The 24,281-nt window shown below is 45.9% G+C and carries 18 protein-coding genes and 1 tRNA gene; 6 read left to right on the forward strand and 13 right to left on the reverse strand.

All coding sequences use genetic code 11. The annotated features are described in order from the left end of the window. Window positions 1-91: 91 nt before the first annotated feature. The 5 genes from rplT to AAKU61_RS16155 all read right to left on the reverse strand — a co-directional run bounded on the left by rplT (window position 92) and on the right by AAKU61_RS16155 (window position 3,635). On the reverse strand, window positions 92-451 hold the full coding sequence (gene rplT / locus AAKU61_RS16135; protein ID WP_354333896.1) for a 50S ribosomal protein L20: 360 nt from the start codon (window positions 449-451) through the stop codon (window positions 92-94). Between the two features lie 27 nt (window positions 452-478). Further along, the gene (gene rpmI / locus AAKU61_RS16140; protein ID WP_322119413.1) at window positions 479-676 is read right to left on the reverse strand and encodes a 50S ribosomal protein L35; all 198 of its coding nucleotides are present in this window, start codon (window positions 674-676) and stop codon (window positions 479-481) included. A 157-nt stretch (window positions 677-833) separates the two neighbouring features. Further along, entirely contained in the window at window positions 834-1,370 is a 537-nt protein-coding gene (gene infC, locus AAKU61_RS16145) for a translation initiation factor IF-3 (protein WP_354333898.1), read from the reverse strand. A gap of 43 nt (window positions 1,371-1,413) precedes the next feature. After that, on the reverse strand, window positions 1,414-3,321 hold the full coding sequence (thrS, locus tag AAKU61_RS16150) for a threonine--tRNA ligase (protein ID WP_354333900.1): 1,908 nt from the start codon (window positions 3,319-3,321) through the stop codon (window positions 1,414-1,416). Window positions 3,322-3,558: 237 nt separating this feature from the next. Further along, window positions 3,559-3,635: transfer RNA gene (locus AAKU61_RS16155), tRNA-Val, on the reverse strand. A 196-nt stretch (window positions 3,636-3,831) separates the two neighbouring features. On the opposite strand from AAKU61_RS16155, the gene AAKU61_RS16160 reads away from it, so the two are divergent. Further along, window positions 3,832-4,782: a cation diffusion facilitator family transporter gene (locus AAKU61_RS16160; protein ID WP_354333902.1), complete on the forward strand. Its 951-nt coding sequence runs from the start codon at window positions 3,832-3,834 to the stop codon at window positions 4,780-4,782. A 224-nt stretch (window positions 4,783-5,006) separates the two neighbouring features. On the opposite strand, the gene AAKU61_RS16165 is transcribed toward AAKU61_RS16160, so the two are convergent. The 3 genes from AAKU61_RS16165 to AAKU61_RS16175 form a co-directional block, all read right to left on the reverse strand. Next, window positions 5,007-5,849 (reverse strand): UDP-2,3-diacylglucosamine diphosphatase, encoded by an 843-nt coding sequence (locus tag AAKU61_RS16165; RefSeq protein ID WP_354333904.1) that lies wholly within the window; start codon window positions 5,847-5,849, stop codon window positions 5,007-5,009. Then, entirely contained in the window at window positions 5,849-6,613 is a 765-nt protein-coding gene (locus AAKU61_RS16170) for a GNAT family N-acetyltransferase (RefSeq protein WP_354333906.1), read from the reverse strand. Before AAKU61_RS16170 ends, AAKU61_RS16165 begins: the two co-directional genes overlap by 1 nt. Window positions 6,614-6,881: 268 nt before the next feature. Continuing rightward, entirely contained in the window at window positions 6,882-7,505 is a 624-nt protein-coding gene (locus AAKU61_RS16175; protein ID WP_354333908.1) for a hypothetical protein, read from the reverse strand. A gap of 251 nt (window positions 7,506-7,756) precedes the next feature. On the opposite strand from AAKU61_RS16175, the gene pstS reads away from it, so the two are divergent. Next, window positions 7,757-8,818 carry a phosphate ABC transporter substrate-binding protein PstS gene (gene pstS, locus AAKU61_RS16180; RefSeq protein ID WP_354333910.1) on the forward strand — a complete coding sequence of 354 codons (1,062 nt, stop codon included), beginning with the start codon at window positions 7,757-7,759 and terminating at the stop codon, window positions 8,816-8,818. Window positions 8,819-9,055: 237 nt separating this feature from the next. Here pstS and AAKU61_RS16185 read toward each other — a convergent pair whose 3' ends face one another. The 5 genes from AAKU61_RS16185 to AAKU61_RS16205 all read right to left on the reverse strand — a co-directional run bounded on the left by AAKU61_RS16185 (window position 9,056) and on the right by AAKU61_RS16205 (window position 17,702). Then, a complete protein-coding gene (locus tag AAKU61_RS16185; protein ID WP_354333911.1) occupies window positions 9,056-10,423 on the reverse strand; it encodes an MFS transporter in 1,368 nt (455 codons plus the stop codon). Next, a complete protein-coding gene (locus AAKU61_RS16190; RefSeq protein WP_354333913.1) occupies window positions 10,420-11,427 on the reverse strand; it encodes a PfkB family carbohydrate kinase in 1,008 nt (335 codons plus the stop codon). The genes AAKU61_RS16185 and AAKU61_RS16190 overlap by 4 nt, the downstream gene beginning before the upstream one ends. After that, the gene (locus AAKU61_RS16195; RefSeq protein ID WP_354333915.1) at window positions 11,424-13,427 is read right to left on the reverse strand and encodes an alpha-amylase family glycosyl hydrolase; all 2,004 of its coding nucleotides are present in this window, start codon (window positions 13,425-13,427) and stop codon (window positions 11,424-11,426) included. Before AAKU61_RS16195 ends, AAKU61_RS16190 begins: the two co-directional genes overlap by 4 nt. A gap of 138 nt (window positions 13,428-13,565) precedes the next feature. Beyond that, entirely contained in the window at window positions 13,566-15,869 is a 2,304-nt protein-coding gene (locus AAKU61_RS16200; RefSeq protein WP_354333917.1) for a TonB-dependent receptor, read from the reverse strand. Between the two features lie 768 nt (window positions 15,870-16,637). Then, complete coding sequence (locus AAKU61_RS16205; protein WP_354333919.1) at window positions 16,638-17,702, reverse strand: LacI family DNA-binding transcriptional regulator; 1,065 nt, start codon at window positions 17,700-17,702, stop codon at window positions 16,638-16,640. 344 nt (window positions 17,703-18,046) lie between these two features. Here AAKU61_RS16205 and AAKU61_RS16210 point away from each other — a divergent pair, with 344 nt between their 5' ends. The 4 genes from AAKU61_RS16210 (at window position 18,047) to AAKU61_RS16225 (ending at window position 24,281) form a co-directional block, all read left to right on the forward strand. Continuing rightward, window positions 18,047-19,618 carry an oleate hydratase gene (locus tag AAKU61_RS16210; RefSeq protein WP_354333920.1) on the forward strand — a complete coding sequence of 524 codons (1,572 nt, stop codon included), beginning with the start codon at window positions 18,047-18,049 and terminating at the stop codon, window positions 19,616-19,618. Window positions 19,619-20,023: 405 nt separating this feature from the next. Next, complete coding sequence (locus AAKU61_RS16215; RefSeq protein ID WP_354333922.1) at window positions 20,024-20,677, forward strand: NAD-dependent epimerase/dehydratase family protein; 654 nt, start codon at window positions 20,024-20,026, stop codon at window positions 20,675-20,677. A 264-nt stretch (window positions 20,678-20,941) separates the two neighbouring features. After that, the gene (locus AAKU61_RS16220) at window positions 20,942-21,895 is read left to right on the forward strand and encodes a hypothetical protein (RefSeq protein ID WP_354333924.1); all 954 of its coding nucleotides are present in this window, start codon (window positions 20,942-20,944) and stop codon (window positions 21,893-21,895) included. Window positions 21,896-22,670: 775 nt separating this feature from the next. Beyond that, the gene (locus AAKU61_RS16225; protein ID WP_354333926.1) at window positions 22,671-24,281 is read left to right on the forward strand and encodes a MutS-related protein; all 1,611 of its coding nucleotides are present in this window, start codon (window positions 22,671-22,673) and stop codon (window positions 24,279-24,281) included.

Consider the following 24,281-nt stretch of genomic DNA (forward strand, 5'->3'; position numbering starts at 1 on the left):
AAAATAAAACGGGGCACAGGATTCAACCTCTGCCCCGCTCATATTGCGGCATTGCTCAACCAGAAACTAGCGAGCAAACCGCACCTAACAATTACGCTACCAGGTTGGCCTTAACTTGATTAACAATCGCAGCAAATGCTGGCTTGTCAGTCACTGCCATATCGGCCAAAACCTTACGGTCCAGTTCGATAGAAGCTTTTTTCAGACCATTCATGAACACGCTGTATGTCAGACCGTGTTGACGACTAGCAGCATTGATACGCGTAATCCACAAAGCGCGGAATACACGCTTCTTGTTACGACGATCACGGTATGCATATTGACCAGCGCGCATAACTGCTTGCTTAGCAACACGATATACCTTGCTACGGCGACCACGATAGCCCTTGGCTAAATCGAGAACTTTCTTATGACGGGCACGAGCTGTAACCCCACGTTTTACTCTAGGCATAGTAACTCCTTAAATAGTGAGTAGAGGTTAAGCTGTTGGCATCATGCGCATGACTGATGTTACGTCTGCTGCATTAACGTTCGTGATACCGCGCAATTGGCGTTTATTCTTGGTAGTTTTCTTAGTCAAAATATGACGTTTGAATGCGTGACCACATTTAATAGTTCCACCCGGACGCACGCGAAAGCGCTTCTTGGCAGAGCTTTTTGTTTTCATTTTAGGCATAAAACACCTGTCTGTTTAGGACAGTTCCTTTTTAACATGATTGTAGGTGGCAACGATTACGATGCACTTGGATGCCTACTCTCACTTGTTGGAGCATGAAATCGAGTCCATACTCATCGCAAAAATCGCCGATTTCCATCAACGATTTTCGCAAATCTTATTTCTTCTTCTTTGGCGCCAGAATCATAATCATCTGACGACCTTCCATCTTTGGAAACTGCTCAACTTGGCCATACGGTTCCAAATCCAGCTTTAGGCGTTCCAGCATACGCATACCAATCTCTTGGTGAGCCATCTCACGACCACGGAAGCGTAAGGTGATTTTGGTCTTATCTCCATCATCCAAAAATTTCGTCAAATTACGCAATTTGATGTTGTAATCACCATCATCAGTACCAGGACGGAATTTGACTTCCTTCACCAGAATGACTTTTTGCTTTAACTTGGCTTCATGCGCCTTCTTTTGCTCTTGATACTTAAATTTGCCGTAGTCCATCAATCGGCAAACTGGAGGTTGTGCAGTAGGCGCAATCTCCACTAAATCAACATTAGCCTCTTCGGCAAAACGAAAGGCTTCACTTAGTTTAACGATGCCCAGTGGCTCGTTCTCAACGCCAGATAAGCGCACTTCTGGCGCCGTAATTTCACCGTTGATGCGATGTGACTTGTCAGTAGCTATTGCAGTTTCCTTCAAAAATTAAATAATTTGGCTGTGCTCTTTCGCACAACAATCCTGATTAAGACTTCATTAAGATGTCATTTTTAAGACGATCTAAAAAAGCTTCTTGGGACATGACTCCCAAATCCAGATTGCCACGCGTGCGCACAGCCACTGTGTTTGCATCCCGCTCTTTATCACCGATCACGATGATATAAGGTAATTTCTGCATTGAATGCTCACGTATTTTATAGGTTATTTTCTCATTACGCAAATCCGTGTGCACTCTAAACCCTTGTTTCTTCAGGTTTTCTGCGACAGACTTGGTATATTCCGCCTGGGATTCCGAGATATTTAACACTGCAATTTGTACCGGAGCCAGCCATAAAGGCATAGCGCCAGCGTGATTTTCAATCAAAATACCGATAAAACGCTCCATCGAGCCAACAATCGCCCGATGCAACATCACAGGGATTTTCCGGGAATTATCATCTGACACATATTCAGCATCCAAGCGACCCGGCATCGAGAAATCTACTTGCATAGTGCCCACTTGCCATGCGCGCCCCAAACTATCTTTTAAGTGATACTCAATCTTAGGACCATAAAATGCGCCCTCGCCCGGCAATTCTTCCCATGCGACGTCGCATTGACGCAAAGCCGCACGTAAAGCTTCTTCGGCTGTATCCCAAACCTGATCAGAACCAATACGATTATCAGGACGCAAAGCGATCTTGATGAAAATATGCTCAAAGCCGAAGTCTGCATATACCTTCATCGCCTGAGCATGGAAAGCCGCAACTTCAGGCAAAATTTGCTCTTCAGTACAAAAAATATGTCCGTCATCTTGGGTAAAGCCGCGTACTCGCATGATGCCATGCAGAGCACCTGAAGGCTCGTTGCGATGGCACTGACCAAACTCGCCGTAACGCAAAGGCAGCTCACGATAACTGCGCATATTTGCGTTAAATATCTGAACATGTCCAGGACAGTTCATCGGCTTTAATGCGTAGTTCCGGTTTTCAGATTCTGTGGAGAACATATTTTCACGGTAATTCTCCCAATGCCCTGTGCGCTCCCACAAAGTGCGATCCAGAATTTGCGGCGCCTTTACTTCTTGGTAGCCACAGTCTTGATACACCTTGCGCATATATTGCTCAACTTGCTGCCAAATACTCCAACCTTTTGGATGCCAGAAAACCAAACCAGGCGCTTCGTCTTGAAAGTGGAACAAATCTAATGATTTACCTAGCTTACGATGGTCGCGCTTTTCAGCTTCTTCCAGCATATGCAAGTACGCCTCTTGCTCCTCTTTTTTTGCAAATGCAGTTCCGTACACACGTTGCAGCATCTCGTTCTTAGAATCGCCACGCCAGTAGGCGCCAGCCAGCTTCATCAGTTTAAAAACTTTCAGCTTGCCGGTAGAAGGTACGTGCGGACCACGACACAAGTCGGTGAAGTTACCTTCTGTGTAAAGTGATACATCTTGGTCGGCGGGAATCGATTCTATGATTTCTGCTTTATACGCTTCACCAATTGATTTGAAGTAAGCCACTGCCTCGTCGCGTTGCAATACCTTGCGAGTTACTGGCTCATCTTTTTTCGCCAACTCCTGCATTTTCTTTTCGATTGCGGCCATATCATCTGGTGTAAATGGGCGCTTATAAGAGAAGTCATAATAAAAGCCATTTTCGATCACAGGGCCAATAGTGACTTGCGCATCGGGAAACAACTCTTTCACTGCGTATGCCAGCAAATGTGCAGTTGAATGACGTATCACATCAAGACCATCAGCATCTTTGTCAGTCACGATCGCCAAATCAGCATCAGAGGAGATCAGGTAAGAAGTATCTACCAATCTACCATCTACTTTGCCAGCCAAAGCAGCTTTAGCTAAGCCTGCGCCAATACTAGCGGCAACTTGAGCCACAGTAACTGGTGAGTCGAATTGACGCTGCGAACCATCGGGAAGTCGAACTGAAACCATTTTAAGTCTCCATGTCAGCAATATTTGCCGAGTACTTACAACGTTCAAAAGAAATTACAGAAAATACGGACGAAAAAAAACGCGGGCTAGCCGCGTTTTTTTCAATAATTACAAACGAAAAAGACCCTCGACTAACGTCGCTCACAAATTGCTGTGATCGTAGTTCGCGGTGTCATAACCATGATGCCTTTCTCGCTCTTACCTATGTTGCAACACTATGTGCCGCATAATTAAATCTGGTGGGCGGTGCAGAATTCGAATCTGCGACCCCTTGGATGTCGACCAAGTATTCTAACCAGCTGAACTAACCGCCCGAAGAGCCGAGACTATAGCAAACCGCGCCGAAAACGTAAACATCTTTTACTTATTTTTATGGTGCTGTCCGCGCTTGCGAAACACGGCGCGCAATGTTATTCAGTCATTTACGCTGATTTTAAGCAAATAAGCCCGCATCCCGCTACACTGATGAAAGACTTTACTAACCAATATTATTTACAATTCCGAGCACTCATGCCAGAAAAAATTGCCGTCTCTAACAGCGAACATCTACACGCTCACCGTCATGGTGATGCCGAACATCGACATTTTTTTGAAAACCGTAGTCAAAAAATTCTAGCCTGGGCACTGGTGCTGACACTAGGCTTTGCCGGCGTTGAAGTTGGTTTTGGATTTTGGTCTAACTCGCTAGCATTGATATCTGATGCTGGCCACATGGTGACCGATGCAGCCGCATTAGGCCTAGCGTTACTGGCACAAATGATTGCAAAACGACCGCCAACAGCTAAAAATTCATTTGGTTTTGGCCGTGCAGAAGCGCTCGCCGCGTTTGTCAATGGTTTAATCATGTTGGCAGTAGTTTTATGGATTGCTTTTGAAGCAGCCCAACGACTGTCTCACCCCGAAGCAGTGCAAGGCGGCACCGTCATCCTGGTTGCCAGCATTGGCCTAGCGATTAACCTCATCGTTGCATGGGTGTTATCGCATGACAAAGAAAACCTCAACACCAAGGCGGCGCTAGTCCACGTGATGGGCGACTTGCTAGGATCAATTGCAGCGATCGTGTCTGGTGCAGTGATTTACTACACAGGATGGATGCAAATTGATCCGCTGTTATCGATTTTTGTGTCGCTATTGATTTTAAAATCAACGTTTAGTGTGCTGCGTGAGTCGTATCATTTTTTGATGGAAGGCGTCCCGCGCCATATCGACTATATTCAAATCGGTGAAGACTTGGAAACAATTGCAGGCGTTCTGTCGGTACATGACTTGCATGTATGGGAAATGTCGCCCGGTTACCCTGCATTAATAGGGCATCTAGAAATTGATGATCTGACGGCATGGCCACGCATCTTACAAAGCGTAAAAAATATGCTCTTAGAGAAACATAGAATCGATCACATCACCCTACAAGCAGAAGCGCCTGGCATGGCCGAGGATGAGATAGCTGGTGATTATGCTTAATAAAAATTAAAACAAGCTAATCGAGAAATTCCAAAAACTATGCAATCGAAACGCGGAGAAAAATACTCCGACATAAGATTTTTGAAATTCTAAAAATCACTCCCCCCAGTAATAATGCGGCTTGTAGCACAATATTGTGCTACAAGCCGCATTATTACTGAACCTTCACTTTGGCTTTTTAGAAACTCTCATTGATATTTTTAATTCAAAAGCTGCTGAAAAAATCAAACCTCAGAAAATACCGGCTCTTGCGCCATCATTGGCTGCTGCACCTGCACCACGTCATGCCAGCTAATCAGACGTAATTCACCGCTGGCGTCTTCTACCAGGGCCGACAAGCTTTCTACCCAGTCGCCATCATTGCAGTACATCACGCCATCAATATCTCTGATTTCTGGTTTATGGATGTGACCGCAGATCACACCATCCAAACCACGTTTGCGTGCTTCATCGGCTAAGGCATTTTCAAATGAGCTGATATAGCTGACCGCATTTTTGACTTTGAGTTTGAGGTATTGCGATAGTGACCAATACGGTAGACCAGCGCGGGCGCGCCAGTTATTAAAGACTTGGTTGAACTTCAAAATCACGGTGTAAAGACTATCACCGACATACGCTAACCATTTGGCGCAGGCAATCACGCCATCAAAACGGTCGCCGTGCAACACCAGCATACGTTTGCCTTGTGCGGTCACATGTACCAGTTCATCCCTGACTTTGATACCACCAAAATCAAGATCGATGAATTGGCGTATCGATTCATCATGATTGCCAGGGACAAAAATGACATTGGTGCCCTTCTTGGCTTTTTTCAGTACGGTTTGCACTACGTTATTATGGACTTGATCCCAATACCAACGGCGTTTGAGCTGCCAGCCGTCAATGATATCGCCGACCAGATACAAATTCTCTGACTCAGTCGCCTGCAAAAATTCAAGTAGGCGGGCAGCCTGGCAACCAGTAGTTCCTAAATGCAGATCGGATATCCAGATAGTGCGGAAGCGCACCACATCTTTTTTGCTGGTTTTAAACAGTTTCTGATTTAAGAAGTGGTCGCCAGGTTTCATTATGCATTCTCCTCAGTACCGTAATGTTTAGCGTAACGATTATCCAAATTTGACAAAGGCAACATCACAAACAAGTCGGCGCAGTGGAAGTCCGGGTCCCAGGCAGGATCACCACAGACCCAGGCTCCGGCGCGCAAATATCCTTTAAGTAACGGTGGGATACGTGCCTCATGACCAACATCCATCTCATCAATCGGAAATGGCAAATGCGGCGTAACCCGATATTCCAGAGGAGCAAAGTCGTTCTCTTTAAAATTACGGTAAATCGCTGCCGCATTGTGGCCACCATCCGTCAGACTGATACTGGCGCAGCCAATCAGGTAGGTGCAGCGCTCACGACGCATATACGCTGCTAAGCCAGCCCACAGCATCATGATGACTGCACCGCTGCGATAATCAGGGTGAATGCAAGCACGCCCTGCCTCAGCGATGCTGCCGCGAATATTTTGCAAGCGAGATAAATCGAATTCTGTTTCGGAGTAATAGCGGCCGATATGTCTTGCGGCCGTTGGGCCAAGAATACGATAGGTGCCGACGACTTTTAAGGTCTTGGTATCGCGCACAATCAGATGATCGCAATGCTCATCGAACTCGTCTTTATCAAGACCATCGGGGTTGGTTAAGGCAGATAAACCCATTGCCTCGATGAATACTTTATAACGCAGACGCTGGACTTCTTTAATCTCTTTGGCGGTACTCGCCAGACTTAAACTTAATTTAGAAAAACTAGGATTGGCATCAGCAGGTATCGTGAGTAATCTCATATTGTCATCCTCTTCTTCATCCTATTTCAATTAATCTTAGACAATCTCATCTTGGGCATTGTGCTTTTAGACGGACGAAGATTAAATGAGGATTACTTCAACAAGATGACAGTTTGATGTCGCTTTTATGACAAGCAAAAATACAACAGGCTCAGTCCGTTATGGGCTGAGCCTGTTTGGGGTATAGCTGATTAAAGCTGATTAAGTATGGCTAATTAAGCTCGCTACTTATGTCATGACTGGCAGCGATTTTATGATTTTTTAAAAATCACTTTTCTTTCTTAGGACGTCCTGCCTTCAATGGCGCTAAGCCTGCAATCAAAGTTTTGAGGGAAGTGAGATCCGTCTTGTTCAGCAAGACTAGGCCTATGCGTAGCAATTGGCTTTTCTTAACTTCAATCCCTGCACTTAGACAAGCTTTTTTCACATGGCTTAAAACGACATATTCAGATTCTGGCATGGTGAAACTATCACGTACCAGTTTCTCTTTTTTAGCTTTTTCTTTATGCGCAGTCGCTGCACTTAATTTAGCAGCAGGCTTTGTTGCGGCCTTAACTGCTACAGACTTCACTACCGGTTTAGGCGTAGCCGCTTTTGCAATTTTTACGGTGTTTGGCTTAGCTAATACTTTTGTTTTTACCGCTGACTTTGCCACTTTAGTAACTGGCTTCGCTTTTGCTACAGCTACTTTTTTTGCTACAACTTTTTTAGCTACCGCTTTCACTTCTTCCTTTACGACAGGCGCTTTTGGCATCGCTTCCGGGTTGGAAGCCAGCTTCGCTGCTGTAGCAATTTTCTTTGCAGGAACTACAGCAGTTTTAATCACTGGCTTGTCTGCGCTGTCATCTAAAACTGGTTTTTTATTTGCAGTAGTAACCATTAATATCTCCAAAAAATGTAAACATATAAATAATATAAACTATTTATCTCAAACAAACAAATTAAAATTTATCCGGATTTTTAGCTAAACGAATATTCAAATCGAATATTCAGATTGATCAAGCCTAGTGTTTTTACGTGACACTCCTGTGACATGGCATCAAATTAACTATTTTAGTGATGCAGTAATGATCGATATCAATCATCGGATAGTCGTTATAATCCGAGTTTTTTACAGCAGTATTTTTTTACTCTAAGTCTATTATGAAATTTGCACACAACATCACCAAACGAATCAGCTTATTCGCCTTACTCAATCTGGTATTGCTCGCACCCATCCAAGCGGCGACTATGAACGGAGCTGGTTCTTCTGCCGCTGCACCGCTGTATAACACCTGGGCAGAAGCATATGCCAAGAAAAGTGGCGATGTATTGGATTACAAACCAATCGGCTCATCCGGTGGGATTAAGCAAATCAAGGCGAAGGAAGTTGACTTTGGTGCAAGTGATGTTGCACTGAGTCCGGCTGATTTAAAAAAAGATCAACTGATACAGTTCCCCTCCGCGATTTCTGGTGTGGTGCCCATCGTCAATTTGCCAGGGGTCAAATCGGGCGAACTGCGCTTAACCGGTGATGTATTAGCAGCTATTTTCTCTCGTCAAATTGTGAGCTGGAATGATGCGGCAATCACGGCTCTCAATCCAGAAATCAGTCTGCCGAAGAAAAATATTGAAGTCATCGTGCGTCAAGACGGATCAGGAACAACCTACAACTACACTGATTACTTAGGAAAGATGAGCAAGGATTGGCAAACAACGTATGGCAAAAATTTTACGATTAACTGGCATAAAGATGTAACCCAAGTCAAAGGTAGTAGCGGCATCGTTGCGACCCTCAAAAAAACGTCCTACTCGATCAGCTATGTTGATTACAACTATGTACTGCAAGACAAGCTTAGTAGCGTCCAGTTAAAAAATCGTGACGGGAAATTTTTAGCGCCAACGGCAGACAGCTTTGCTGCCGCGCTGAATGCCAGCCAATGGAAATCTAAAGCCATGTTTGATGAAATGCTGACAGACAAACCAGGCGCCAATGCCTGGCCCATCACTATGGGGACATTTGTCATCATGCCGCAAGTAACTAATAATCCAGACAAAACGCTGGCGGCGATTAAGTTCTTTACCTGGGGATTTATGCACGGCGACCGGTTTGTCAATCACGTGGATCTGGTGCGTCTGCCGGATGCGATCCAGGCAAGGGTATTTAAAGAAATGACGACGATCGTTGATGCCAACGGTAAGCAATTACGCTGGATTTTGGAATAAAATTTTTTAAATTAATCAGCCAATTTATCGTAAAAAATAGAGCGTGTTTGCAGGATAAAAAACCGCTCTGTTAAGTATGTAAATAATATACTCCCCATTATTTTTAAGAAATAATGCTCATTATCCAGATAATACCTGGACAACTCATATTTACTACCATCCAGTATATTAATTATAGTCATCCAAGATCATGCGTACATTCAATGCAATCTTGGATCGACTCAACGCAAGATTATTTTATTTTTTAACAGCAGAAGTGACTGAACGAATCTTCACCAAACTGACTGAAAACGCACCACAAATCAATAAAGCACCCGCCAGCCGGACCACATTTTCGGGATTACCACCCAACCAGCTTTGGTAATACAAAGGCAAGGTAAAAATCTGAATGATCATCGGGATCACAATAAACATATTAAAAATCCCCATGTAGACACCTGTACGCTCCGCCGGAATACAGCCAGCCAGCATGACATAGGGATTCCCCATAATGCTTGCCCAGGCCATACCGACACCAATCATCGGAATAAATAATAACGACGGTGTGTGGATCATAGGAATACTTAACATGCCAAGTCCCGCCAAGGTCAGGCAGATTGCATGCGTGATTTTTGGTCCATAGCGGCGGGTAAATGGCACCATCGCAAATGCCGCGACAAATGCGATAAAGTTATAAAAAGCGCCGATCTGCCCATTCAATAAACCTGCATCACGAAAACCCTGCGAGGTCTGATCGCTGGTACCAAAAATAGTCCTGCCTATCGACAACATGATGTACTGCCAATAGCAAAACATCGCGTACCACTGGAATAATTTAACCAGCGCTAACTGGCGCATGGTTAGCGGCATCTCTTTGATCGCCAGACCAACTTCGCGCAGTGTCGCTAACCAGCCACTTGGTTTGCGTTTGATCGCCGCTAACTCGTCAGCGGTCAACGGGATTTCTGGCGTGGTTTTGAGCGTCCATATGATCGATACGATTGAAAATACAGCTCCGATTAAGAACGCAGCAATCACAATATGCGGGATGTGATTGGCATTAACGGCATCTTTATTCATGCCAATCAAGACTAAGATAGAGGGCATTAAATACGCCAGCGTCTGCCCAAGTCCGGTGAATGCGCTCTGGGTTAAAAACCCGATTGAATGTTGGCTCTTATCTAGCTTATCGCTGACAAATGCGCGGTAGGGTTCCATCGTTACATTATTGGCGGCATCCAATATCCATAGCAAACTAGCTGCCATCCACAGCGTTGCGCTAAACGGCATCACCAGCAATCCCAGGCTACATAAAATCGCACCGAATAAAAAATAAGGTGTGCGTCGTCCCCAACGAGTTACTGTGCGATCGCTCATCGCACCAATCAAGGGTTGCACCAACAAGCCCGTAACAGGTCCTGCCAGCCACAGATAAGGCAAACTGGCTTCATCCGCGCCGAGATATTTGTAAATCGGACTCATGCTACTTTGCTGCAAACCAAAACTGAACTGAATACCGAAAAAGCCAAAGTTCATATTAATGATTTGCCAAAACGATAGCTTAGGCTTAGTCAAAATACCTCGAACGCTGCTGATCACGCTGGTCACATTAGTCACGCTGCTCATACGGGTGTTCCTTTACTGAGTTCGTCCTTCAAAGACTCTGCAGCCCACCGCTCTTGCCATTGCCGATAAAAATCAAGGTCCGCCGCGACTGCACCACGCACACCGCAAATTGCGGCGGCAAACTGATGCGCCCTCCGTAAGCTGACATCCAACGACCATCCCTGAACCAGGCCCAATAAATAAATCGAAGAGAACGCATCCCCCCCACCGACGGTGTCCACCACTACGGTATTCAGCGTATTTTTTCCACTATCGAGATAACGACCTTCGCGATCAAAATAAGCATAGCCACGTGCGCCCAAGGTCACGATAACCGCCTGCAAACTAAACAGGCGCATTAAGATCTGTATCGCCTCTTGCCAGTCTGCCGGCTCACTATTGATATTGAGCTGGTGCGCAGAATCCGTTTGCAGGTAGATTTGGTACAAAGTCAGTAATTCATCTTCATTCAACTTAAGTACGTCGGCGCTATGCAAGGACGTATCAATCGCCGACATACTGAACTGCATACTACGTAAATTTAAATCAAGATATTTCAATGCCTTGGTTTGATTAAGCAAGGCATACAAAGCGCTGCGGGAAGTCATACTACGTTGTGCCAAGGTACCGAAATACATGATGCCTGCGTTAGCTTTATTAATAGTTGAAAACGTAGACGATGCTTGCTCAGCGTCGATGTAGTCATACGCCTGATCTGGCAGAATCGTAAAGCGATGCTGCGCTTTATCGCCGCCCTCGTCTTGCTCTACCTTGACCAGTCCAGTCGGATAATCCACATCAGTTTGCAAGCCATCTTGTCGCAGGCTAAACCGCTGCATTTCAGTACGGACTAATTCAGCAGAAGCATCTTGTCCGACGCGCGAAATGAATAAGGGATCGCAAGCAAAATAACCTAATATACGCGCCACATTAAAAGGTGCCCCACCAATAATTTTTTGATGAGGAAATTGATCAATCAATACCTCGCCAAAAATCGTGACTTGCATGCTAATTGGGTTACTCACGATACGACTCCTGCTTCAGTATTTGTTATTGGAGTAAGCCAGACTTGTGACCATGGTTCTAGCTGAAGCTCCAGCAGATTTTGGCTTTCGATAGCGAGTGGAATCTCTTGCTGAGCAGAGGTGGCAAGAAGATTTTTCCAGCGAACGACATGCGAGATCGTCGCAGGTAAATTACTAAATAGCGTTGAGCAATCTAAGCTAATTTTCTTATCAGAAAAATTACCGATAAAAATAAATTGATCACTGTCAGTAGAAAAACTACCTCTTGAAAATACCAGGACTTCTGGCTGACTGAAATGCAATAACTGGCGTGGCTGATTTGCTGCCAGTTGGTTTAACTGGCGACGCAATTTAAGCAAATGACAAAGCCCCGCAAACATTGCACCAGCATCGCTTTGATCGTCGTATCGCGCGGCAAATGCAGCAGCATCCAATACTGGACGATGTAGCCAGCGACTGTCTTGCGCATTAGCAGAGTTCTGACGGTAATCAGAATCATTGGCCAGGGCTAATTCATCACCCATATAAATGACGGGCATACCACCAAAACTCAGTGCCAGACCGTACATTAACAACAGGCGACGCAAGGCAATTTGGGATTGTTCCGGCGTAATAGCCGCGGCATATCCGGCTAATGCAGATGCCATACCAACACTGCCATGAACCGCGCTGGGATCGCTCGCCTGAAAGCTGGCTCCTCTGGCAAAACTATCTCCATCTCCAGCAAAAAATTGCGCTACTTTAGATAGCCGTTGTTGCACATCTGAGGTACATTGACTCGCCTCTGGGCGTAATACATTCCAGCCGATATCATCATGACAGCGCACATACGTCAGCCATGAGGCCTGATCCGGCAACACTGGCGTGCCTAGTATTACCTGTTTGATCAACTCGGTATTTTGCTCCGCCAATGCAACCCAACTAGCTGCCATTAAACTACTGTGATAAGCAATATGGCACTCTTTCACAACGCCATCTGCGCTGCCCAGATACGCGGGTAACTCTGCTGTCGGGACAATCGCTTCCGCCTTTAACAATACGCCAGGCGCAGCAATATCAACAATGCTTCGCAATGCTTGTAGTATCCAATGCGCCTCTGGCTGATTCATACAATTGGTTTGCTCACGTTTCCATAAAAAAGCAGTGGAATCTAATCGGAATACTTCTATCCCACGGTTGGCAAGACGCAATAAGGCAGCAGCCATGTCAGCAAAAACAGAGGGATTACTATAGTTTAAATCCCACTGATAAGGATAAAAAGTGGTCCAAACCCAGGACTGCATTTCCTCGATAAAACTAAAATTACCTGGTGCTACCTGGGGAAAAACTTGTCCTAAAGTCGTTTCAAATTCATCCGGTTTTTGTCGATCCGCATAGTGATAAAAATAATTCTGATAATGCGGATCACCCTGCTTCGCTGCCATCGCCCAAGGATGGTCATCTGCAATATGATTCAAAATAAAATCAGAGCATAAACTGATATTGGCATCACGCAATCGGGTGGTCAGTGCTTGCAAATCTTCCATACTACCTAGACGCGGTTCTATCGCATCAAAATCAGCTACTGCAAAGCCTCCGTCGTTTTCACCTTGGCGGGCTTTTAAAAATGGCAGTAAATGTAAGTAGCGCACACCCATCTCTGTCAGGTGAGGAATCTTATCGGTCACGCCAGCTAAGTCTCCGGCAAACCGGTCAACATAAGTGCAATAGCCCAGCATATCTTGGCTGGCAAACCATCCAGGTGTTGCGCTGCGACTTTGGTCTAATTGGCATAGCGCAGACGAGCGCTGGGCAGCCAATTGACCGACGCTATTCATCAACTGAATAAGCCATGTAGAAAACTGTTCGGCGCTCCCAAGGCGATCTGCATATAAGCTTTGCAATTTATCGATTAGAGCTGGCGCTTGCGTCTCAAAACGTAAACGTATTAAGGCATGCTGCGATGATGGCAACTCAGAGAGCAAAGACGCAAGACTGCGATGTAACAAACTAGAAGGCATTATTTAGCAAGACAAAAAGAAGAAAAAAACTCCCGCAGAAGGAGAACACACAACGGGAGTCAAAGTACTGCTGGACTGGATAAAACACCGTGGAAATCTCCACGGCATTATTTGGACTAATTTGAGACGATCAATTATTTAAAACGAGTATTTCAAAGTAGCGCGGATCGTGCGTCCGTTGATTGAGCGAGCAGCATGACCGTCGCCCTCCACTTCGGTATAGCCGATTGAATTAAACAAATTATTCGCGCTTAAGGAGACTTGTGTACGCTCATTAATTTGGTAATTAACGAAGGCATTGACCACTCTAAATCCTGGCAAATTTAAAGTATTGGCATCATCACCAAATGACTTGGTTGTACCGATCACGCTAGCACCAAATACCGTATCACCGATGGTATAAGTTGGTGCAATCTGATAGATCAAATCAGCCTGACGGCGGGGTGTCTTGCCGATAATCGTTGGATCATTTGCCCCAACTATTTTTGCATTGGTATAAGTCAAGCCGCCAGCCATACGGAATTCATTAATGCGATAACTGGCTTCAACTTCGATACCTTTAGCATCGTAATTATTAGAGGTAAATTTTTGCGTCGTTGCTTCGTAATTAGACTCGGCCGTTTTAGCCTGGAAGAAAGTAACAAAACTGCTAAAGTCACCCGTCTTCCACTTCACACCAGCCTCATTTTGCTTGACGATATTAGTGCTGATCGGTGTCGATCCATCCAGTGGATTGCCAAACATAATGCGATCCGCATTGAAGGCAATACCGTCGCTCGTACGTGCAAATAAAGCGAGGTCTTTTGTCAGACGATAATTGGCACCTAATGAATACGAAGTGTGATTAACGCTGTAATCGATAAACTTAGTATTAGCCGCGCTATACAGTTGATTAACTGCCTGATTATAAGTACCGGAAGCATTCTGTTTATCGTAGCGCAGACCACCATCAATATTCCAATTACCCGATTCCCAACCGAGGTTGAGATACGTCGCATTGGTCTTGTATTGCGCATCGATATAACGGTTACAGCAACCCCCAAAGACATCGGTTCCTGCTGCTAATAGACCGGGCGAACCCGCAATCGTTGCGCTGGAATTCAGCAGCGCTGGCTTGTCGCCGCTGGACTGCATCAGGTATTGATTGAAGTTCCAGGTCACGCCCAGATTTTGGATAGAGGAATACAAACCAGCTGTTGCGGCCAATTTACCGCTACCAAGTTCGAATACTTTGGATACTTTCAGATCATTGACCGTACTACCGACATCATCCAGGGAAGTATTGAATACCGTTGCAGTGAACGCAGCACCGTTATACGCCTTACCCGCATTAGGGCCGGTGGCATAAGTCATACCGGTTTGTACATTACTGTTATCACTTGGGAAAATCGAAATGAAGCGACCAGAATTATTCGACTTCCGAAACTTATCGTCCAGAGTCCAACCCTCGCCAAGCTTGAACGAAGCTTCTGCGCCGAACGCATTATTGACGACATGCAAACCATCGTTCACATTGGTGGAGGTTTTGCTGTTGTTACCGTTCAGTACGATATCGCGGGTCCAGTACGGTGAATAGAAGCTCGCTGTGCGTGGATCAATCCCCGGCAATTCTGAGATGGTGCCGTTAACTGTTTTCACAGGCACAGGCATGTTCATCGGAGTCTTATCATCCAGATGTTTAAAGCTTAAGCGGATGTAACCATTGTCCAGTTCATGCGTAATATTCGCCCTAATCTGGCCGCCATCTTCTGCGGTAACACCAGCAGGACGCGCGCCATCACCGCTGCGATAAAAACCCGCTACAAACATCCGTGTCTTGTCGGAAATCGGTGTACCAAAATCAAAATCGTAACGAGTCTGATCAAAATCCAGACCTTTAGTAATCCCGATACTGCCGCCTTTTTCACGCCCATTTTTAGTAATGAAATTGATAATGCCGCCCGGAGAATTAGTCGCCATCGTTGAGGCAGTACCGCCACGGACAACTTCTAAATGACTGAGCCCGCCATCAGCACGTAAGAACATATCCGGCGTCACAAAAGCGATATCACCAAACTGTAAAATGGGTAATCCATCTTCCTGAAACTGAACATAACGCGCACCACCGGCAGAGATCGGTACACCACGCACGGTCAAGTTAGCATTGCCTTCACCACCAGAGGATTCGGCACGCACACCCGGAATCGCACGCAAAATTTCTGCTGCATTGGTAGGCGCTGATTGGGCGATCTGGTCTGCATCCAGCGTACTGATAGAAACACTGGCCTTCATCTTAGACGTACGTAGCGGTGTACCCGTTACGACTACGCTATTCAGATTGAGAGAATTTTTTTCATTGTCGGCACTTGGCGTTGCCTCTTGCGCCCAAGCAGAGTTCATTTGCAAAACAGCCAGTGATACCAAGCCGGCTATGCGCGTCATTTTGATGCGTGATGATGTCATTTCTGTCTCCGTTTTTTTCGGTTTCGCCAAATTTCTTCAAACACAATGCATGCTTGATTTGGCTCTTTATTTTTGCTTCTCTTTATTTTTACTGCTCTTAACAATCTTATTTTGCGTCGTTTTGCGTATTTATTTTATGCATTCACTTTACGTATTTACTTTACTTCAGCGCACTGTTCTCTTACTAAACCGCTGTGTTTCAACGGACTAAAGAAAATAACAAAAGACCTCCAGCAATCCTCGTAGATTTTTGGAATTCTCCAAAAACACTCGTCAAACATATTCTACAAACATTGCTGAAGATCTTTTGAACCATGGGCGACCAGTAAGTGAATGGATTATCGGTCAAATAAATAATCATTGCAATCGATTGCAATAACGCAGTGCAGCAAAGCACTTATTTAGTGCAATCAAGAAATAGGAATTTGATATTGTTCGCGGTAAATATCTTAACTATTCCCAATTGTCATTAAGCAAAAAACTATCGCCTTTACTATGGTCAAAGCAGAAATTTTCAAGATTAAATCGGAAATTTTCAATGCAAAAAGGATAAGTACCCTGGCCACAATCGCTTGTCACAATTGTGCAACATACTAAAAATGTAAATCGTTTGCTGATGCGGCGCAGCATGAATTTCGAGAGAAATTCTACATCTAGATGATTTAAAAACACAAAAAATCTAAGAATTGCAACCGTTTGCAAATATTTGCAATCAAAGCAGAAAACTGATTGTCATAGAATTCAAGCTAGAAGCCTTAGTCGACCAGATTACAAACTGCTGGTACGAGAAATCAATTGGGTAGGCAACAGTCGCGGACTAACTGCATCGTGTTCGACAATCGACAATAAGGCTTGCACCAGCGCCTGCCCTGCTGCTGCCATAGGTTGTCGCACTGTGGTGAGTGGAGGATGAAAATAACGGGCAAGTTCAATATCGTCATAACCGACTACGGCGACATCTTCTGATACGCGGTATTTTTTATCCCTGAGTGCATTGATTGCCTTCATCGCTAACAAATCACTGCAGGCAAACAAGGCATCAAAGGGGATTTTACGGGAGCACAACTCTTCTACTGCGAGTCGGCCGCCGTCTTCTACAAATGAGGCTTGTACGACCAGATTGGGATCTAAGGGGAGTTGAAAACGGCTCAGCGCGTTGCAATAGCCTTCATAACGCTGCGCCATTTCTGGCAGTTGGGTATCGCCAAAAAATGCGATACGCTTTCTGCCGGACTGAATTAAATGTTCGGTCGCTAAAAAACCGCCGCTGACATTATCGCTACCAACGGTCACATACAATTGTTGTGGCAATTGTGCGCCCCAGACCACAATCGGCACCCGGCGCGCTGCCAGTTGATTAAGCTGATCGTGATGACGCCATTGCCCGATCAAAATCACGCCAAGCACTCTGCCGGTATCATAAATTTGTGCGGCCGAGTCCAGTTGCTCAGCATCCACCCGCGACAGCAACATATCGAAGCCGCGATCGGTCAATGCATCGGCCAGACTACCTAACATGCTTAAGAAAAAAGGGTCCGATAAATGTTGTCGTGTTGTCGTATCGTAAGGCACCACGACTGCTACCGTTTTATTTTGTTTAAGGCGTAAATTTTGTGCGCCGATATTGATGGAATAATTTAATGAGCGTGCTAACTCTTCTATTCTTTTCTTGGTCTCGTCATTGACTAAGGAGCTGCCACTAAGAGCACGTGACACGGTAGAAGTAGAGACGCCTGCCAAGCGGGCGATATCGGCCATTTGCAGTCTTCGCTGCTCTGCGCTGGCAGAGTCTGGTTTGCGGACGGTAGTCATCTGGCTTGGCGTCTTTGTCATGTCATTTCTTTGCTTTACATCGGTAAAAACTATTATAAAACTCAATCGCCATTCTGCGTAGCAAAATGCAAACAAAATCAGCTTCGAGGCTACATACAAGGCACTGTGTGCTGCCGCACTGACTGAACTATCGCCGAGCTTTACGATGCGCTCATCCTGAGCATTCGCTCTATCACCACTATTGCTTGACCTAGATCAAAGCGTAATCGACAGATTTTATCTACCTTTAGCTCTACGGTCAGGTAAGACATCTTGACCTAGATGAAAAGTAACGCGTGCCATATCAGCATGAAAGCAGCGCTAAGCAGCGCGAATCGTCAACACATCAACTAATTAGGAAAATAATGAACAGTACGCATAAAGCCTATCTCATTGGGGGCGGCATTGGCTCTTTGTCAGCCGCCGCCTTTATGATCCGCGACGGCGGCGTGAGCGGTAAGCAAATTACGATTTTTGAAGCGATGCCACTCCTTGGCGGCAGTCTCGATGGCGCGGGCAATCCAGAGCACGGCTACACCTTGCGTGGTGGACGTATGCTAACTACTGACAATTACGAATGTACCTGGGATTTATTCAATAGCATTCCTTCATTGAGCAATCCGGCGCAAAGTGTATTCGATGAAACCGTTGCGTTTAATCTCAAAAACATGCCGCATTCTATGGCACGTCTGGTAGATAAAAATCGCTTCAAAGTGGACGTCACGTCCATGGGATTTAGTATGCAAGACCGGATGGAGCTGCTAAAACTAAGCGAGGCTGATGAAGCCAGCTTGGGGAACAGCGCCATCACTGATTGGTTATCGCCAACATTTTTTGAAACCAAATTCTGGTTTATGTGGGCGACTACGTTTGCCTTCCAACCCTGGCATAGTGCGGTGGAATTTAAGCGTTATCTGCACCGCTTTATGATGGAGTTTTCTCGCATCGAAACCTTAGCTGGTGTAAAGCGCACTGTGTATAACCAGTTTGATTCACTGGTACGTCCGTTGTTAAGCTGGTTGCAAACTCAGGGTGTGAACTTTGTGACTAACTGCACTGTAACGGATATGGATCTCGTCACGCAAAATGACAAAATCGTCGTCACTGCCTTGCATTGCCATCGCGATGGTAAAGATGAAGTGGTTACCGTTGTTGATGGCGATATTGTGTTTTTCCAAAATGCGTCCATGACCGATGCCTCTAGTTATGGCTCCATGAGCGCCGCCCCGGTAAAGCTGACCAAACACGATAGTAAAGGCTGGCGCTTGTGGGAAAAGATCGCCGTAAATCGTCCTGAATTTGGTAACCCTGCCGCCTTTAATTCCAGCATCCCGGAATCGTATTGGGCATCGTTTACGGTCACACTCAAAGACAGTATTTTCTTCGATAAGATGGAACAATTTACTGGTAACCGGGCAGGTACTGGCGGCTTGGTGACGTTTAAAGATTCCAATTGGTTTATGTCGGTAGTGCTTGCACATCAACCGCATTTTGCGGATCAGCCAGAGGGCGTGCAGGTATTTTGGGGTTATGCGCTACACCCAGATCGCATCGGTAATTTTGTAGCCAAACCAATGGCGGAATGCAGCGGAGCAGAGATTTTGCAAGAGTTGTGCGGTCATCTCAATTTTGATCAGGCCAGTTTTGCCAATGCCAATTGCATCCCTTGCCGCATGCCATATATCACCAGCATGTTTATGCCAAGGACAAAAAATGATCGCCCATTGCCAGTACCAGCGAATTCTAAAAATCTTGCCTTCGTCAGCCAGTTTGTAGAGATTGCTGACGATGTTGTCTTCACCGTGGAATATTCGGTACGGGCGGCACAAATGGCTGTGTATGAACTACTTAAAATCGATAGGGAAGTCCCGTCAATTCATCATCATGACGAGTCCATCAAGGTGAAGTTTGATGCGCTGATTAAGGCATTTAAGTAGGAACTAAGTAGGCACTAAGTAGCAGACAATTGGTGATATATCGTAGCAGGTGATAGTATTTTTATGATCAGACAAGAGGATGAATAATAAATACTATCACCTAGTATATTTTAAGTGTCCATATAATCATTGGACACTACGACATTTTTAATAAAAATAATAGGGAGTATATTCAATTCAGGTAGAAATATTGTCCTGAAAGCTTGGAACTGCCGGCGTAAAAATCAGCTGTGCTTCAAAACGGTTCCGTACTAGCGTACGGTCAGCGCAAGAAATCGGCTCTTATGCCTAAGGCGGTTCGCCAGACAATCTTCTGCGAACATATTCGTTTCAGCGATACACTAATCGTCGCTATGGCATCTTGATCAAACTCAACGCATCCTATTTATTTTGTGAAAGTCGCTTATGACCCGCCTCATCGTACTCGGCGCCAGTGGTTTAGTAGGTCAACAAATCTTGGCGCAAGCGCTGGCCAATGAGGGCATCAGTCATATCATCGCGCCCACCCGACGCCCGCTAGCAGATGCCCAACGTCGTCACGCCAAGCTGGAAAATCCGATTATCGATTTTGATCAGCTACCAGCTGATGCCCTATGGTGGAAAGCCGATGCCGTTCTCTGCGCGCTTGGCACCACCATGCGCCAGGCTGGGTCACAAGCTGCGTTTTACCGGGTAGATCATGATTATGTGGTGGATGCAGCGAAATATGCATTTGCTGCCGGTACCACATGCTTTGTACTCAACTCATCCATGGGAGCCAAACTCAATGCCAGTTCATTTTATTTATGCGTCAAAGCAGAAACCGAACGTGATCTGGCGGGATTGGGATTTATATCTCTGATGCTAGTCCGTCCCTCGCTATTGGACGGTGGCGAACGGCCAGAAAAACGCTGGGGGGAATCGTTTGCAATCAGTTTCAGTAAATTACTAGGACCACTCGTCCCAAAACGTCTACGCCCGGTCTCCACAAGCAAAGTGGCAGCAGCCATGATTAGTGCGGCCTTAAAAGCCACGCCCGGCGTGGTAGTGATTGAATCAGAACAATGTCAGTTGCTGTAATTAATCCAGTCCGTCGCAAAACCACCGGGTAAACGCATTGCCAACTGCGTTAACAAACACTATCGATATTGTGAGCTGCAAGAAATGCCGCCGCTCTCAAAATACATCAGTTTGACTTCATTCAAAATATTCACATCAATTGCGCATCACGCTGCAGCAATGCGGAAATGTTGAAATTAAATCAAGTTTATGTTTCAATGGAATGGCTACGTTCGCCGTCTGCACGGCAACTGCCCCCCCTAATTTCCTTTTGACGGAGCACACATGAAGCAAGCTGTATCAACCCTCGTATCAATACTGGCACTCGCGGTACCGCTGGCAACCCATGCTGGTACAACGATTGACCTAAAGAAGATAATCACCGACAGCATCTCAACCCAGAATCAAGCCCCCGCTACCACACCTGCGAGTGGCAACACGGCAAATTCAGGAAAGTCGACCCCGTCCGGCAACGCAGCGGGTAGGAGTAACAGTCCGTCGCGTAATAGCTCGGAAGGACCCGATTCAGCCGAGGTCAGCGCAGTGCTAGCAAAACTTAATTTGCCAGATATTGCTGGCATCAAGATTGGTATGAATATCGATGAAGCGCGCCGTCTTGCACTCAAGGCAAATCCGAATTTCAAGTTCAAAAAGACCGATTTTACCTGGATGAGTTCTAGTTTCAACGGTGTTGAAGCCGATGTGCGAACCACCTCGCCTGACGACTCTTACGGTAGCGGTGAGAAGTTCGTCCTGTTGTACAACGAGGCTGGGACCGTCTTCATGGTATTGCGCGCCTTCACAAACCTGCCGTCAGACAAAGCGATCCCAGTGGCCGTACTGCAGCGCTCTGTCGCAGCGAAATTCGATGCACAAGGAATCGACAACGCAACGCGTCCGGATTTTCTCGGGCTAGCGAAGTGGCGCTACGACATGAACGGCAAACTCAGCATGAACGACAGAGGACCCAATACCGACAGTCCATGCCAGGGGGATTTGATACCCGGCGCCCCCGAAGTGAATGCGATGTTGCTCCATCCTTCGCCCAACTGTGCACTAAATATTATGGTTACGTCGCACTTGGCTCCTAGGTCGGGCTTGGTCAATACCTACTGCGTATCCATGGCAGCCCCATGGCTAGTGCATGATATTGGCGTCGTCAATGCCAAGGCTGCGGGCGCCGAGGCGAAGCGCCGCGCCGAGCAAGATAAAGCCAAGGGCAATGTGCCGCAGTTGTAGTTGGGAACAGTGGGCCATAAAAGATGAGCCAGCGAAGTCCTGCAGAGAAATCGGACATCAGCGCGATTGTTATAGTCGCATTGCGCCATGGCAGGTTGAAAAAAATCTAAGCACTGAGATCAGTTTATGCTCAAAACCGCTGTCTTTGCTAAGGTTTTTCGATCCACTTTGTGCAACTTCGTTGACTCGGGCATCGCTACCAAATGATCAATGCGGCTCCATTCAATTGCCCGCTCGCGCCATGCCGTGTGATGACCTGAGCAAAGTTGAGCCAGACCTAATTGGCTCGTGCTTCGCACCCCTCGGTCGGTTCGCGGCGAATCACCACTTCTTCCACAGCGCCATGGCGGTTACTGGTTGTATGCGACAAGCTGGCGCCAGGCGGGCGCCACGGTCATGCTATGTAATTTGATAAGTTGAAAGAATATATAGCGTTGGCTAGACGGATGTTAGGAAATACGTACTAAACAACGTAATAGAATTTGAAGGTTTGAAAGCAGCATACATTAGAGATTAAATCAGAACAGTGCCAGTTGCCGTAACTAGTCTACGGGAAAATATACGATCTTCCTCTATGCGCGAAGAAAAGTCCGTCGCAGACACCACCGGGCAAACGCGTTTCGAACTGCGTTGACAAATATCTATCGCAGTATTGCGTATCCCTTTGCATCTCTCTTGATATCTTGGCCCAAAGCTACATCTAGTGAATCAACGCGCACGCATTTACGTAATTCCTATTTATATTCTGCTACACACTTCGCTAGCCAAGGGCTGTATGTCTATATCATCACTGCAATTTGCCTGGAAAAATTTCATCAGCTGGATTCGTTTTTTAGTTCTACCCGAGCCAGACTCACTTGATCATTCATTTTCTGTAAAGCAGATCGGGGAATTACATAGCGTCACACTAAATCCCGACGCACATGCGATTGATGACCAAACTTGGAAAGATTTATTGGTACAGCAATACGCAACAGTATTATCAAAAGAAGTCAGTATTTTTGGTCAACAGATACTGTATCAACGCTTGCGTACTGGGCTTGGCGATGAGCAATGTGCAAAGCTGTCTGAGCGACTGCAAACACTGACGCAAAATCCGTCCGTGTTAGACGAGCTGCATGATGTATTCCAAAACCTGCGTAAAGCCGACGCCGAGATTGCAGGCTTATTATTTCGTGATTCAAATCAGATCAGCTTACCTGGCTGGCATCGCTATACTTGGTTAATAGCTGCGACATTTTTTGTATCACTTGGTGCGACATTGCTGCATCCATTCGCCGGGATAACTGCGTCACTTTCGCTGCTAGGACTGTTTGCCATACAGATTCATTATCATTCGGCGATGCATCTCTGGAATCACTCCATGCGCTCACTCAATCAGTTATTGGGCGTATGCAGTGTGCTTGGGAAACGTACAGAAATAGATCTGAAAGAGTTTGCTGATAATAGAGTCCGTGCCGGGAGAATCAACCGGAAATTAACACGACTGCCTAGTATTGATGCCATCATTCCAGGCACCAGAGCGTATATCGACTGGTTAATGATAGCGAATGTCAGGCATTATTTTAAGAGTGTATTGCACGTCTATGCCAATATCGATTTTCTACGCGACTGTTATTTGCGTACATCAAATTTAGAAGCAGACATCGCTTTGGCACGTCATCTGTTAGATCAAAACAATACTTGTTGGGCAGAGCGCCATCAATATAAGCAGCTTGCATTTACTGAGGCAGTACATCCACTGCTACATCAGGCGCGGCCGCTATCAATTGGGCTGGAGTCCAAGGGTGCATTTATTTCCGGCAAAAATGGCATTGGTAAAAGTACCCTGCTACGCACCATAGGAATAAATCTGATCGTCGCCCGTGCATTTGGATTTTGTTATGCCAAGACCGCCAACGTATCAACACGTCCGGTCTATGCAAGTATGCAAAATGAAGATTCTTTATTGGGTGGCGAGAGTCTGTACATCGCAGAACTGCGACGTGCCAAAGAATTACTCACCGCAGCCAATGAGACGCATCAGGGCATTTACATCATTGATGAAATTTTCCGCGGGACCAACCATAGCGAATCAGTTTCTGCCGCCGCAGCGGTATTAAAAACACTAGCGCAAAAAGGTCTGGTAATCGTCTCATCACATAATCTGGTGCTCGCGCCACTGCTAGAAAAATGGCTCAATTCGCTTTACGTAACAGCAACCGATGACAACGCACAGAACTTAATATTGCGCCCTGGAATACTGGCACATACCAACGGTATCGCCTTACTGTCATCGCACGGTTTTGGCGAGCAAATTGAAGATAATGCAGGCAAAGTATTTAACTGGTTAAACAGCTATCTTGCGCGACCAACCGATGACTGTAGCCATGTGCTTGAAATGTAA

The organism is Undibacterium sp. GrIS 1.2 (assembly GCF_040544435.1).
In the GTDB taxonomy this organism is placed as follows: domain Bacteria; phylum Pseudomonadota; class Gammaproteobacteria; order Burkholderiales; family Burkholderiaceae_D; genus Undibacterium.